This is a genomic window from Deltaproteobacteria bacterium, assembly GCA_019310525.1.
Classification (GTDB): Bacteria; Desulfobacterota; DSM-4660; order Desulfatiglandales; family HGW-15; genus JAFDEE01.
In genome coordinates this window covers 24,440-37,944 of record JAFDEE010000022.1, presented here as the reverse complement: position 1 = coordinate 37,944, position 13,505 = coordinate 24,440, and the positions used below count along the sequence as shown (strand labels likewise).

Below are 13,505 nucleotides of genomic sequence, written 5' to 3'. Positions count from 1 at the left end.
TTTTGAGTGCCTCCTTTGTAGTCTTAGTGGTTTATTCGATACCCTTCTATTACTACATTTGGGGGCACTTTTGTTTAGAAAGTTACACCGTTAACGCATAATTTGGGATAAATTGTCTAAAATTACGATATCGGAAAAACAGACTATTTCTCCTCTCCTTACTAAGAATTACCCCTTTAAACCTTGGTCACATTCTTGGCCACGGGGCCCCGCTCCCCGTTTTCCATTTCAAAGGTAACTTCATCCCCCTTGGCCAGGGTCTTAAATCCGGGAGCATTGATATAAGAATAATGGACGAAGATATCCGGCCCGTTTTCTTGTTCAATGAACCCGTATCCCTTCTTGTCACTGAACCACTTGACAATGCCATTCTGAACCAAAACGAAGACCTCCTTTCTTGATGTTCCCTTGTTCAATACGACCCACGGGCGCTTCCCCCATAAGACCATAAAAGAGCCCCAGGGTCTCGATAGGGCGGATGTCTCTATTTGCCCTTCTTGCTGAAGGGCGCGTTTGTCGGGATTTTAGTCACAGACTATCCAGGGTTCCCAAAATAATTTTCAGGGCCGAATACCAATTTCTTCCATTCGAGGATGACCCCCGAAGAGGGAAGTCATTCGAATCAACGACTCGAACAATAAAATTTTTATCTCTATTTTTTTTCGAGGTCAAGAGAAAACGGCATTGAATCATCAAATATCGAAGAGCAAACACAAAAAGAAGTATTGAAGGAGCAAAATCATTCAAATTCGATATTTTTTCCTTCTCACATTTGGATAAGATTGCTGTCAGTGACAATTTCAAGGTATGAGGGAGGGATTTCTATACAGTTGCCACCCCTCTTTTCTTCTTCAAAATTTCAGGCGGTTCCGATTTCAGGTTTCCCTGGTGTTGTGGAGGAATGAATCTGTCTTCATCTTTTGACCCGGCCATACGACTTTAAGGATGAAGACCGATCAAGGGGAATCAAAGGGAATCGAAGAAGAGGATAACGTCTCTTCGTTTCTGCTGGGAAGGTAATCCAAAGGTTTGATCCATGGGCGAGCGGGAGTAAGGCCAGAAGGGTAACCCCTGATCATCCCGGAATTTTTCTGAAACTATCATTCAATCTCCGGCTTTCCGATGGGATGAATCCATCCGGATGGAGTCAAGTCAAGGCCCTTTTGAAATCCTCAATGAGGTCTTCCGTAGACTCCAACCCGACGGAGAGCCGAATCAGCGCATCGGTGATGCCCATGGCCTCCCGGTCCTGTGGAGACATCCCGGAATGGGAGGTAGTGACTGGCCGGGTGATCAGAGTTTCCACCCCACCTAGGCTGGGGGCCACGATCGGCAGGGTTGTTTTCTCCATGAAACGAAGGGCCGGGTCAGAGCCTCCTTTGAGTTCAAAACTCAACATTCCGCCGAATCCGTCAAAAAGTTCCACGGCCCTTTCGTGATCGGGATGGCTTTCCAGGCCGGGGTAATTGACCTTTTCCACTGCCGGATGGTTCTCCAGGAACCGGGCGATCTGAAGGGCGCTCTGGTTCTGGAATCTCACACGCACCCCGAGGGTCTTGATCCCCCTTTGCAGCAGGAAACAAGCATGGGGATCCAGGGATGCACCCAGGTGGTTGAGCCGGTGGAAGATCTTCTCCACCAGGTCTCTTCTCCCGATGACGGCGCCGGCCACGATGTCGGAATGCCCGTTGAGGTACTTCGTGCAGCTGTGCAGAGAGAGGTCGAAACCCAACTCGGGGGGGCGGAAATTGACGGGACTTGCAAAGGTGTTATCGATCATGGAGACCAGCTTCTTCTCACGGGCGAATTCCACCACGGCCTTCAGGTCCGCCACCTGAAGGAGTGGGTTAGTTATACTTTCCACCAGTATAGCCTTGGTGGAAGGTCTGAGTTTTTCTTCCCATGAATCCGGGTCGTTGCCGTCGATGAAGTCGTAAGAGATCCCGAAGGAGGCCAAATCATCGGTCAGGAAGCTATGGGTGCCGCCGTAAAGGCAGTCCTGGGCCAGGAGGTGATCTCCAGAGGAAAGGACTGTCAGCAGGGTAGTGGTGATGGCCGCCATTCCACTGGACATCACGAGGGCGGACTCGGCGTTTTCAAGGGCCGCCAACTTTTTATGCAGGGACAAGTGGTTGGGAGTGTTGTTCAGCCGGATGTACTTGAGGTCATGATAAGAGGTCTGCCCTCCGTACTCAAAGGTGGAAGACTGAAAAATGGGCTGGATAACAGCTCCCTCCAGCCGGGGCAAAAGTTCGCCTGCGTGGATCAGCTTTGTATCGAGGCTTGAATATCTTTTTTCCATGAAAAATCTCCTTTACTTATCGGAAAGTGTTCGGGGGTTTGGATTCGAGAAGATCATTCCTGCCAGGAAAGAGGGCTGCCGGGCTGTTTTCATCATGTTCCCCGCCTCTCCCTATGTCCTCCCCCTATCCCAGGCATCGTGCGGGAATTGAATGGGTTCGTCCGAATGGCCAGGGCGAAGAGATAAGGATAATTCTCCTTCATATATTTCATATAATCCGCCCATTCGAGAAGGGTCAGATCATAAGCCCGCTTGATGTCCTTGGATATATGGCGAGAGTCGGCCTCCGAGAGTCGGTCCAGATCCTTATGGTAGACGAGTTCCTCCATCAAGTGAAAAACAGCCCAAAGGAGATCCGTGAAGGTATCGTGTTTGAAAAGACTGGGGTTTTCAAGCATCCGGAGCAAGAAATCTCTTTTTTCGAACAGGAAATCCCTCAGCGCTTTCAGGTCTCCCTCATGTATATCGATTCGGCAGTCATGGGTCTTAAGCTGTTGTTTTAATGTCGGATATCCCTGCTTCGAAAAACTTTTTCCCTTGATTTCGTCCCGGATCGTGTCGCATCCAAGATCATACTCGGACAGGAGACGCAGAAGCGGCATCCCGAGTTCGCTGAAAAAGGCCCCTATGAGCATATTGAGTTTCTCCATCAGGGTCTTCTTTTCGCGCTCGCTCAATACCCTGTGGATAATCAGAGTCACAAGCAGCACCTCTATGGGAACAAAGGCCATATCTCCCAGGAGAAAGATGAAAATGTGATGGGGATCTCTGAAAAGGAGATAGTGGATGAAATAGAAAAGGGCCGAGGTCACCAGAAGGACCATTACAAGCATAGTCTGCCAGCCCACGGGAATCTTCCTGATGGTTTCCATAGGTTTCAAGTCCTTCATCCTCCCGGTATTCAGTATTATGGGCGGGCTGTCGACCTTGATTCGAACAAGAGTGGTTCCTCCCTCAGGAGAGTTCCTCCGCCACCCGAGCCATGATCTCGGCGGCCTCTTCCACCTGTTCACGGGTAACATCCAGGTGGGTGACCGCCCTCACTGAATATTTTCCGAGGGTGGAAGTTCGGACTCCATGGGCCATCAAACGTGCATTGAACTCTTCGGAGGTCACACCCAGTCCCGAAACATCGAAAAAGACCAGGTTCGTTTCAACCGGTTCGACCCGTATGCCCCCCACTTCCTTTAGTTTCCTTTCAAGAATTTTGGCGTTTTCATGGTCCTCGGCGAGGCGTTCGACATGGTTTTCAAGTGAATAGACGGCCGCCGCCGCGATGATTCCCGCCTGCCTCATGGCCCCGCCGAACTGGTGCTTCCATCTCCAGGCTTCCCGGATGAAATCCCTGGAACCCGCCAGAGCCGCCCCCACAGGTGCCCCAAGCCCCTTGCTGAAATCGATCCAAAGGGAATCAAAGTGGGCGCCATATTCCCTCGCCGAAATGCCGGTCGCCACGACGGCGTTGAGCAGGCGAGCCCCGTCCATGTGACAGGCCAACCCATGCTCATGGGCCACGGCACACACTTCCTTCAGGGTATCCAGGGGCCAGATACTCCCCCCGCCCAGGTTTGAGGTCTGCTCAATCAGGACCATCCTGGAACGGGGATAATGGGGATCGACCGGGCGGACGGCTTCCTCAAGCTGCCCGGCCGTAAAGACTCCCCGTACTCCTTCGAGGGTATAGACCTGTGCACCCGTGAGGGCGGCGGGGCCGCCGCCTTCGAAATTGCGGGTATGGGCGGTCTTGTCCATAATGATCTCATCACCCTGCCTGCAATGAACCCGTATGGAGACCTGATTACACATGGTCCCGGAAGGAAGGAACAAGGCGTCTTCTTTTCCCAAAAGCTCACAGACCATCTCAACGAGTCTGTTCACGGTGGGATCTTCCCGCTGCTGCTCATCCCCCACCTCCGCTTCCGCTATAGCCTTCCTCATTCCCTGAGTGGGTCGCGTGATTGTATCACTGAAAAGATCGATTCGAATTCTGTTTTTCATGTCGCATTCCCTTCTTGTTTGTAACAAGTTAGCTTTTTTCTACCTAGTGCCTATCGATAGAGTGGCAGCATACTTATCGAAGTGACTGTCGGGAGGACGCCGCCTTTTGGTGATTTATCTATGGGGGAAACCGCTGCTCGATGAAGTCGAAAATGCGGAGGGGGCAGGAATCCCCCGCAGATAAGTCGCCTGAAAAGACCAGCCCGTGAGACTCTCGAGCGCAGAAAGGATGCCGTCACTCTATTTACGTATTTCATAAGGCTAAAAAGTTACTCTTTTTTGAAATGGTTCTTGTCTCCACTCAACGGCATTAAGCCGGAACTCTTTCCTGTCATGGAATCGATATCCACCTGGATGATGACGGTTTTGTCAATGGTTTCGTCGGCGTAATCAAAGGGCCCGTCTTCGCCCGAGTAATGGGATAGGATTATATCCAAGGCCTCTCGTTTCCCTTCGGGTTCAAGAATAATGGCAGCGGTTCCAAAACCGATGACGCTCATGAAATGCATACTCCATTTGCAGGGCTTCTCAGAGCGAACGACTTCCACTCCAATCTCTGTTTCGAAACACACCTTGTTGTTTTTCTTGAGGATTTCGATTTTCATACCCGTCATCCCCGAATGAAAATAGAGGGTGTTTTCCCGATACCCAAAGCAAAGGGGGACGACATAGGGACGGGATCCGTCGGACAGGGCGAGACGGCAAACGAGGGCCTTTTGCAGGATCTCCTCAAGGAGACTGCGATCCTTGATTTCCTTTTCCTTTCTCCTCATGGCACCCCTCGGGTTCATGCCTGGAAGCCGCCAAAAGGCCTGGCGGTTAACAAAATTCTATGACGTCGGCACCAGAAAGTCATCCGGTTTTTCCATTTTTTGGAAAATCACGGAGGGAGGATAGATTTTCAAGGGATAAACGAAAGGGAGGGAAAAGGTCGCTTTCATGACCATGAATGGTCAAACAAAAACGGCACTGCGGCCTAAAGAACCGGGTCCGGCCACAAAGAAAAAACCCCCGTTTTAAGAGAGATTGCTCACTTTTTCACACCAGCGGAGATCTCCCTGTATTTCCGTCTCAATTTCGGTTTTTCGATCTTGCCGGTGGGGTTTCGGGGAACATCACCAAAAATGATAACCCTAGGTCTCTTATACCGCGGCAGGGCTTCACAGTATTCCCTTACCTCTTCTTCGGTCATCTCCTTCCCGGGCTTCACCTTTATGACGGCTGCTGCAATCTCTCCCAGGCGTTCATCAGGAATCCCGATGACCGCCGCATCCAGCACTTTTGCGTTCAGCCTCAAAAAGTCTTCGATCTCAACGGGAAAGATGTTTTCCCCTCCCGTGATGACCACATCTTTTTTGCGATCCACCAGCCATATGAATCCTTCCTCGTCGTAGCGAGCCATGTCTCCCGTGAGGAGCCACCCGTCCACCAGGGCCTTCTCCGTGGCCTCTGGGTTCTTGTAATACTCCTTCATGACACCCGGCCCCCTGACCAGCAACTCCCCCACCTCTCCAGGCCTGACATCATTCATATGCTCATCAACGATCCTGCACTCCCAGTCAAATCCCGGGAGCCCGATCGCCCCCACCTTGTGGGTGTTTTCGATACCGAGATGGACGGGCCCGGGGCCCGTGGATTCGCTCAGACCGTAATTTGTATCATAGTCCTGGTCCGGGAAATAACTCTTCCAGTTCTGGATCAGGGCCGGTGGAATGGGCTGGGCCCCGCAGTGCATTAGACGCCACTGATCCAGCTTGTAGTCTTCCAGCCGGATTTCACCCCTTTCCAAGGCCACCAGGATGTCCTGGGCCCAAGGCACCATGAGAAGCACCACCGTGACCTGTTCCTCGGAGATGACCTTAAGGACCCACTCTGGTTTGACCCCTTTGATGATGACGGCCTTGGCCCCCACGATGAGATTGCCGAACCAGTGCATCTTGGCTCCCGTATGGTAGAGGGGAGGGATACAAAGGAAGTTATCCGTATGGGTCTGCTTGTGGTGCAGGTTTTCAGTCACGGCGGCGGCTTCCAGGTTCCTATGGGTGAGGAGAATGGGTTTTGGCTGGCCCGTGGTTCCGGAGGTAAAGTAGAGGGCCGCCTCGTCCAGCAGAGAGACCTGGACCCCAGGATCCAAAGGAGAACCTTTCTCCAAAAACTCTTCATAACTCACCGCATATTTCGGTCTCTTTTCCGGGGGACCCACATACAGGTAGTCTTTCACGAAGGCGAGATCTTCCCGGATTTCGTCAATCCGCTCAATGAATTCCTGCCCGAAAATAAACGCCCGCCCTTCAGCAACCTCCATGCAGTACCGGATATCTTCCGCCGTGAATCTGAAATTGAGCGGAACCGCCCAGGCCCCTGTCCGAAGGATTCCAAAATAGATGGGGAGCCATTCCAGGCAATTAGTCATGAGCAGTCCCACCTTGTCCCCTTTCCTGACTCCTCCGGCCATGAGGGCGCCGGCAACCCGGTTGGCCGTCTCGTCAAATTCCTTCCATGTGATCGCCCTCCTACCGCCCACAGCGGGTTCCCTTTCGATCAGGGCGGTCTCATCCCCATACATCCGAGCGTTTCTCGCCAGTATTTCCGTGATAATCATCGGGTTCCTCCTGTAAAATCAGGCTTTATTCAGCCGATCCCTAATGATCTGTCAAGGAATACATCCTTACCTGATGGTCCCCGGATAAACCTTGAAGGGGGAAACGACCCCGTTACCTAAAGCCGTTCCCCTTCCCGGGCACGCTAAAGGTAATCGTGATCTTTCTCCCCCTTTTTCGGAGGAATGCGGAGCTTCCCGTCCACCCACTCAAGGTCGAACCACCACTTCTTGCTTTCCTCCGGTTTCTCGTATCCCATGAGGTCGTCTCCCCAGATGCCGAATCGCCTGGCAGGAGGAACGTGCCTCATGGTCCAGTTGACCGCACGGTGGAACGGAGTCCAGGGCTTGCTCCAGGGGCAAACTTTGACACACGTTCCGCACCCCGACCCGTATTTATTCCCGACCCGCATGTGCGTACACTTCTCCACATCGTTGGGCCACTTTTCGTAGCCGTTGTGCATGACCTTGTCCCCTGTGCTTATGGCCCCCGAAGGGCATTCCCGGGCGCACTTCCCGCACTTTGAGCAAAAATCCTGGAGCCCGAAGTCAATGGGCTTGTCCACCGCAAGAGGGAGATCCGTGGTCACGACCGCCGCCTTGAACCGCGGGCCCAAAAAGGGATTGAGTACGATGTCGCCGATCCGGCACATCTCCCCGAGCCCTGCCCAGAGAAGGATCGGCGGCACGACCACATAGTAATCAAGGGCGTGGTGTGCCCGGGCCGGAAAACCCAATTGGCGAATATAGTCCGCCAGAATGCATGCGATGAATCCGGAGGTGGAATAGGCCAGGAAGCTCATGGAGTTGCTGATCCAGTCCCGCCCGTTGAAGGCCTCCTCTGTTCGAACATCCTGGTCTATCAGGATGGCGATTGCGTATTTGTGATTGAGTTCGATTTCGAATCCCCCATGCCAGGCACCGTGGCTGTACACGGCATAAGGGGGCAGTTCACAAATCCCCACCAGGTCGGCCCTCAAAAAGTATGCCACCTCCTTGATATGGGCCGCCATGAGCACGGGATCGTCATAAGGAATCGGTGCCTTCTCGGAGGCCACCTCACCGTCCGTGACCTTTCGCAAGTGAAACCCCATCCGGACCAGGGCGTTTGACAGGGGATGTTTCTGAACGAACCGGTAATATTCTTTTTTCAGCCGTTCGCCGAAATCCCCCCGCCCTGCCCTCATGAATCCGCTCTCCCTCTCGTCCACCCGCTTGACCTGATCGTCCAGGATCTTGGTGGTGGGACGATCCACCCGCTTGAGAAGATGGGTGGGATATGGGTCGATGCATTCTCCGAATTTGGCCTTTTCACGTCTCCGATTGATCATTTTCTCTCCTCCGCCCTTGGCAGGAAATGGGCTGGGGCCCCTGAATTCCAGTGTATACTAAAGGTTAGGACGTGCCCATCCATAAATGAGAGAATTCTCATTTATGGATCAGACATTACTTGGAGAAGACAATAAGCGATATCCATGCCAATCCGGCCGCATGGAAAACCATGACAAGTTGCAAACCGCTCCTGAGTCCACCCTGTCCGGTGCGCCTTCACCCCGCCGACCCGATATATATGCTTAAAGTCTCCCATTTTGTGCAGGATTCACCACCCCGGATATTGAGATATTTCCATCCGTCCACTTTACTTCCCTGCCTCCGATTGAGTCCAATTTCCGGGATATCCAGTGAAGACCCTCTTGAAGAGGGCATAACAATATTTTGAATTTTTCAAAAAATTGTTGATAGCAGGCAAATTTTTGCATACTTTCGGGGCATGAGGATGAAAATCGAGAAAGACTACGAGCCGGAATTTGAGTCCATAAAGGGCCTTCTTCTTGAAATGGCCCAGGAACGTTCCGTGGACTCCATTCTCCGTATGATCGTCGAGCGGATGGCTATGAGGCTCCACGTGGCCCTGGCGCGAATCTGGCTCATCAGGCAAGGGGACTTGTGCGAGCGGTGCGCCATGGGAAAGGAATGCCCTGGGCGGCGGAACTGCCTGCACTTGGTTGCCAGCCGGGGCACGCCATTGCGACATGACCCCCAAAACTGGTCACGGCTGGACGGCCTGTACGCACGAGTGCCCCTCGGCGTCACCAAAATCGGCCTTATCGCCTCAAGGGGCGAGGCCGGAAGCGTGGTGGACATCCGGCGGCATCCCGAGTGGATCGAGCGCAATCCATGGGCCCTGGGAGAAGAAATAATCAGTTTTGCGGGTCAGCCCATGCTATACAAGGGAGAGGTGCTGGGGGTGGTGGGCATCTATTTCAGGATCCCTCCGGAACTCGTCAAAAAAGGGAGTGTATGGTTACGGATGGTCGCGGATCATGCGGCGATCGCCATCGCCAACGCCCGCGCCTACCAGGAAATAGAAAGACTGAGGAGTCAGCTTGAACTCGAAAATGTCTATCTTCGGGAGGAACTGGATGAGGTCGGAGCATTCGGGGACATCATCGGCCGAAGCCCCGCGCTCCTGAAGATCCTCCGGCAGATCGAAATGGTGGCTCCCACCGATACCACCGTGCTCATCCTGGGAGAATCCGGGACCGGAAAAGAATTGGTTGCACGGGAAATCCACCGGCGCAGTCTCCGGAGGGACCGGCCCCTGATCAAGGTCAACTGCGCGAGCATCCCGAGCGAACTTTACGAAAGCGAGTTCTTCGGGCACACAAAAGGGGCATTCACCGGGGCCGTGAAGGAACGGGCGGGACGATTCGAGGCGGCCGACGGCGGCACCCTTTTTCTCGACGAGGTGGGGGAAATCCCTTACCCTCTCCAGTCCAAACTTCTGAGAGTCCTCCAGGATGGAGAATACGAGCGCATCGGAGAAGAACGAACTCGAAAGGTTGACGTTCGAATCATTGCCGCCACCAACAAGGACATCCAAAAAGAAGTCGAAGAGGGAAACTTCCGCAGGGATCTCTATTACCGGATCAGCGTATTTCCCCTTGAAATTCCGCCTCTTCGCTATCGCAAGGAGGATATTCCCTTGTTGGCTGAGCATTTCCTGGACCGGGTATCCGGCAAATTGAACCTTCCCCGACCAAAATTGACCAGGGCCAACCTGGCTGAGCTCCAGGAATACGACTGGCCGGGTAATGTCCGGGAATTGCGGAACGTGATCGAACGGGCGCTAATCATCTCTCAAAGGGGCCACCTCCGGTTCGACCTGCCGGCACGTCCGAAAGATGGGGCACTTTCCATGCCCGCCCCGGCACCCGTGAATCTTCAAGGGACGGAGATCCTCACTGAGGTGGAGATGAAACAACTGGAAAAGAAAAACCTTCTGGCCGCCCTTCAATTGTGTCGGTGGAAGGTTTCAGGACCAGGCGGGGCAGCGGAACTCCTGGGCGTGAAACCTACAACCCTCAAGGCCAGAATCAGAAAGATGGGCATCCAGAGGCCCCGGTAACCCTCCAATTCCCCTAACCCCATTGTCACCCCCTTTTCTAACCACTTGGCCCCCGAACCGATTCCAACTGCCTTCCCTGATCCTCCCATTCGGCTACATTTTTTCTTGACATATTCTCTTTAGATGGTTAAAGGGTTGAACCGTCTAACAGTTTAACAATTTAACCCTTGAAGGGCCATCCTGCGAGGCAACGAGGCCTGGCTGAAAAGAGGCGACATGGCCGACCTTAAGTTCAAAAAACCCAAACCCAACCGGATCTACCAGCACGTTGTGGACCAGATTCAGGGCGCCATCCTGGACGGAAGTCTCAAGGCCGGCGACATGCTGCCTTCTGAGATGAAACTGAAGGAGATGTTCGAGACCAGCCGGGGCACCATTCGGGAGGCCCTGAGAGTTCTGGAACAAAAAGGCCTGATCGACATAAAGATCGGGGTCGGCGGAGGGGCTGTCGTAAAGGCCGTCGGCACGGAGAAGATCGTCGAGGGACTGGATCTGCTCATCCAGACAAAAAAGGTGACCTATGATCATCTGGCCGAGTTCAGGGAAGGGGTTGAAGGGCTGGTCGCATCGCTTGCCGCTGAAAGGGTGAAGGAAAAGGACATCAAGCGCCTGAGGGGCCTGTTGTCAGAGGCGGAGAAAATCCTGAACCGGGAGCCCTTGGACAGTGCCGCCTTCGTTCGCTTGGACATGGACCTTCACATCGCTCTTGCAGAGATCGTCGGAAACCCGATTTACCTGGCCAATCTTCGGATGATCCACGAGAGGATCCTTGGCCGTTACGAGCAGTTCTCCCTGAGGAGCAAGCGGGTTCTCGCGGAGAACCTCGAGGATCTGAAAAAGATCGTCGCCGCTGTAGAGACGGGCAAGGGAGAAGAAGCCCGAAACCTTGTAAAGCAACATGTGAGGAAATTCAACCGCCACATGAAAGAAGAACATAAACCAGCCTGAGTGGGGAGGATTTAACATGAACCAGCAGTACTATATCGACCTGGAAGAAGCATACGGAGCCCACAACTATAAACCTCTGGATGTGGTGCTCCAGCGGGGCGAGGGCATCTGGGTCTGGGACGTGGAGGGCAACAAGTACCTGGACTGCCTCAGCTCTTACTCCGCCGTGAATCAGGGCCATTGCCACCCCAGGATCATGGAGGCTATGGTATCCCAGGCCCGAAAACTGACCCTGACCTCCAGGGCCTTCCGAAACGACCAACTCGGTCTCTTTTACAAGGAGATCTGCGAGTTGACTTCCTCTCACAAGGTCCTGCCCATGAACAGCGGGGCGGAGGCCGTCGAAACCTGCATCAAGGCCGTTCGAAAATGGGGATACAAGGTCAAGGGGGTCCCCGAAGACCGGGCTGAGATTATCGTGTGCGAAAACAACTTCCATGGCCGAACCATCACCATCGTGGGGTTCAGCACCGATGAGACCGCCCGCTCGGGTTTCGGTCCTTTTACTCCAGGGTTCAAAATCATTCCTTTCGGCGACCCGGATGCCCTCGAGGCAGCGATCACGCCCAATACCGTGGCTTTCCTGGTGGAGCCGATCCAGGGGGAGGCTGGGGTCATCGTTCCCCCCGCTGGATTCCTGAAAAAGGTCCGGGAAATCTGCACCCGACACAACGTGGTCCTGATCCTGGACGAGATCCAAACCGGTCTCGGCCGAACCGGCAAGCTCCTCGCCGAGGAACACGAGGGTATCGAGGCGGACCTGACCCTGGTAGGCAAGGCCCTTTCCGGCGGCTTTTATCCCATCTCGGCGGTGCTCTCCAATGTGGAAGTCCTGGGGGTGCTCCGGCCCGGAGAACACGGGAGCACCTTCGGGGGGAATCCACTGGCCTGCGCCATCGCACGAACCGCCCTAAAGGTGTTGATCGAAGAAAACATGATCGAAAATGCAGCGGCTATGGGGGAGTATTTTCTGGAAGGCCTGCGCCGGATCAGGAGCCCCCATATCAAGGAAATTCGGGGAAAGGGTTTGCTGATCGGGATGGAACTCTTTCCAGAAGCCGGCGGCGCCCGGCGGTTTTGCGAAAAATTGAAGACCCTGGGTATGCTCTGCAAGGAAACCCATGAGCACACGATCCGTTTCGCTCCGCCCCTGGTCATCAGGAAAGAAGACATCGACTGGGCCCTCGAAAGGGTCGAATCAGTGATGACTGACCAAGCACCGTAATAAGAAAGCCCTTTTTAATGGAGGAATCGCAGTGAAGAAAGACTTTTTACACATAACGGATTTCACACCCGAGGAAATCACAGAAACACTGGATCTGGCTGCCGAGGTCAAGGAAAAACTGAAGAAGGGCGAAGCGTACAAACCTTTCAGGGACCACACCCTGGCCATGATATTTGCAAAACCTTCCGCCAGGACCCGGATTTCCTTTGAGACCGGTTTTTTCCGACTGGGAGGCCACGCCCTCTACTTGGGTCCAAACGATATCGAGATCGGGAAACGCGAGGCCATAAAGGACATCGCCAGGGTGGTGAGCCGGTACAACGACATGATCATGGCCCGCCTCTTCGATCATGCCCATATCCTGGAACTGGCCAGATATGCCGCTGTGCCGGTTATCAACGGCCTTACGGACTACAATCACCCGTGCCAAGTCATGGCCGATATCTTTACGATCCGGGAACACCTGGGCCGTCTTGAAGATCTTAAAATCGTCTTTGTGGGAGACGGGAACAATGTGGTTCACTCCTGGTTGCACCTTGCTATGCGCCTGCCCCTGCACTTCGTCTGCGTCTGTCCCGAAGGCTATGAACCCGATCCGGATACTGTGAAGCGTGCCCGGGAAGCCGGGATATCTCAAGTGGAGATCTCCCACGACCCCACCACGGCGGTCAAGGGCGCGGATGTCCTTTACACGGATGTATGGGCCTCCATGGGCCAAAAGCATGAACTGGAAGCCAGGTTGAAGCACTTCCAGCCCTTCCAGGTCAATGACGCCTTGATGGCCGCCACGGGCAAGGAATCTCTTTTCATGCATTGTCTTCCCGCCGAAAGGGGGCGGGAGGTGACCGATTCAGTCATGGAATCCACGGCCTCTATTGTCTTTGACCAGGCGGAAAACCGGATGCACGTCCAAAACGCTGTTCTGCTCAAGGTGGCCGGGAGGGCTTAGGGCCGCGCGGTAAAATATGGGCATCGGCGGTCCCTCACCGGAAAATTATTACGCTCCGGTTGCTGGGAGAGGGAA

The 13,505-nt window shown here is 53.8% G+C and carries 11 protein-coding genes; 4 read left to right on the top strand and 7 right to left on the bottom strand.

Annotated elements, in window-relative coordinates; all coding sequences use genetic code 11:
- Positions 1 to 176: 176 nt before the first annotated feature.
- From JRF57_05885 to JRF57_05855, 7 genes are all read right to left on the bottom strand, one after another.
- A complete protein-coding gene (locus JRF57_05885; GenBank protein ID MBW2303228.1) occupies positions 177 to 449 on the bottom strand; it encodes a cold shock domain-containing protein in 273 nt (90 codons plus the stop codon).
- Between the two features lie 698 nt (positions 450 to 1,147).
- Positions 1,148 to 2,302, bottom strand: coding sequence for an aminotransferase class I/II-fold pyridoxal phosphate-dependent enzyme (locus JRF57_05880; protein MBW2303227.1), 1,155 nt, complete (start codon positions 2,300 to 2,302; stop codon positions 1,148 to 1,150).
- 92 nt (positions 2,303 to 2,394) lie between these two features.
- Complete coding sequence (locus JRF57_05875; GenBank protein ID MBW2303226.1) at positions 2,395 to 3,174, bottom strand: hypothetical protein; 780 nt, start codon at positions 3,172 to 3,174, stop codon at positions 2,395 to 2,397.
- An 82-nt stretch (positions 3,175 to 3,256) separates the two neighbouring features.
- The gene (locus JRF57_05870) at positions 3,257 to 4,300 is read right to left on the bottom strand and encodes a threonine aldolase family protein (protein MBW2303225.1); all 1,044 of its coding nucleotides are present in this window, start codon (positions 4,298 to 4,300) and stop codon (positions 3,257 to 3,259) included.
- A 269-nt stretch (positions 4,301 to 4,569) separates the two neighbouring features.
- Complete coding sequence (locus JRF57_05865) at positions 4,570 to 5,073, bottom strand: pyridoxamine 5'-phosphate oxidase family protein (protein ID MBW2303224.1); 504 nt, start codon at positions 5,071 to 5,073, stop codon at positions 4,570 to 4,572.
- Between the two features lie 257 nt (positions 5,074 to 5,330).
- On the bottom strand, positions 5,331 to 6,902 hold the full coding sequence (locus JRF57_05860) for an AMP-binding protein (GenBank protein MBW2303223.1): 1,572 nt from the start codon (positions 6,900 to 6,902) through the stop codon (positions 5,331 to 5,333).
- A gap of 143 nt (positions 6,903 to 7,045) precedes the next feature.
- Positions 7,046 to 8,230: a reductive dehalogenase gene (locus tag JRF57_05855; GenBank protein MBW2303222.1), complete on the bottom strand. Its 1,185-nt coding sequence runs from the start codon at positions 8,228 to 8,230 to the stop codon at positions 7,046 to 7,048.
- A 446-nt stretch (positions 8,231 to 8,676) separates the two neighbouring features.
- Between JRF57_05855 and JRF57_05850 the strand changes: the two genes are divergently transcribed.
- The 4 genes from JRF57_05850 to argF all read left to right on the top strand — a co-directional run bounded on the left by JRF57_05850 (position 8,677) and on the right by argF (position 13,430).
- Complete coding sequence (locus JRF57_05850) at positions 8,677 to 10,308, top strand: sigma 54-interacting transcriptional regulator (GenBank protein MBW2303221.1); 1,632 nt, start codon at positions 8,677 to 8,679, stop codon at positions 10,306 to 10,308.
- A gap of 216 nt (positions 10,309 to 10,524) precedes the next feature.
- Positions 10,525 to 11,256 (top strand): FadR family transcriptional regulator, encoded by a 732-nt coding sequence (locus JRF57_05845; GenBank protein MBW2303220.1) that lies wholly within the window; start codon positions 10,525 to 10,527, stop codon positions 11,254 to 11,256.
- Positions 11,257 to 11,272: 16 nt separating this feature from the next.
- Complete coding sequence (locus tag JRF57_05840) at positions 11,273 to 12,481, top strand: ornithine--oxo-acid transaminase (GenBank protein MBW2303219.1); 1,209 nt, start codon at positions 11,273 to 11,275, stop codon at positions 12,479 to 12,481.
- Between the two features lie 31 nt (positions 12,482 to 12,512).
- The gene (gene argF / locus JRF57_05835; protein ID MBW2303218.1) at positions 12,513 to 13,430 is read left to right on the top strand and encodes an ornithine carbamoyltransferase; all 918 of its coding nucleotides are present in this window, start codon (positions 12,513 to 12,515) and stop codon (positions 13,428 to 13,430) included.
- Positions 13,431 to 13,505 lie beyond the last annotated feature (75 nt).

Coding starts and splice junctions, on each gene's coding strand:
- JRF57_05850 (MBW2303221.1), top strand. CDS start 8,677: ATGAAAATCGAGAAAGACTACGAGCCGGAATTTGAGTCCATAAAGGGC.
- JRF57_05875 (MBW2303226.1), bottom strand. CDS start 3,174: ATGGAAACCATCAGGAAGATTCCCGTGGGCTGGCAGACTATGCTTGTA.
- JRF57_05885 (MBW2303228.1), bottom strand. CDS start 449: ATGGTCTTATGGGGGAAGCGCCCGTGGGTCGTATTGAACAAGGGAACA.
- JRF57_05870 (MBW2303225.1), bottom strand. CDS start 4,300: ATGAAAAACAGAATTCGAATCGATCTTTTCAGTGATACAATCACGCGA.
- JRF57_05865 (MBW2303224.1), bottom strand. CDS start 5,073: ATGAGGAGAAAGGAAAAGGAAATCAAGGATCGCAGTCTCCTTGAGGAG.
- JRF57_05840 (MBW2303219.1), top strand. CDS start 11,273: ATGAACCAGCAGTACTATATCGACCTGGAAGAAGCATACGGAGCCCAC.
- JRF57_05860 (MBW2303223.1), bottom strand. CDS start 6,902: ATGATTATCACGGAAATACTGGCGAGAAACGCTCGGATGTATGGGGAT.
- JRF57_05855 (MBW2303222.1), bottom strand. CDS start 8,230: ATGATCAATCGGAGACGTGAAAAGGCCAAATTCGGAGAATGCATCGAC.
- JRF57_05845 (MBW2303220.1), top strand. CDS start 10,525: ATGGCCGACCTTAAGTTCAAAAAACCCAAACCCAACCGGATCTACCAG.
- JRF57_05880 (MBW2303227.1), bottom strand. CDS start 2,302: ATGGAAAAAAGATATTCAAGCCTCGATACAAAGCTGATCCACGCAGGC.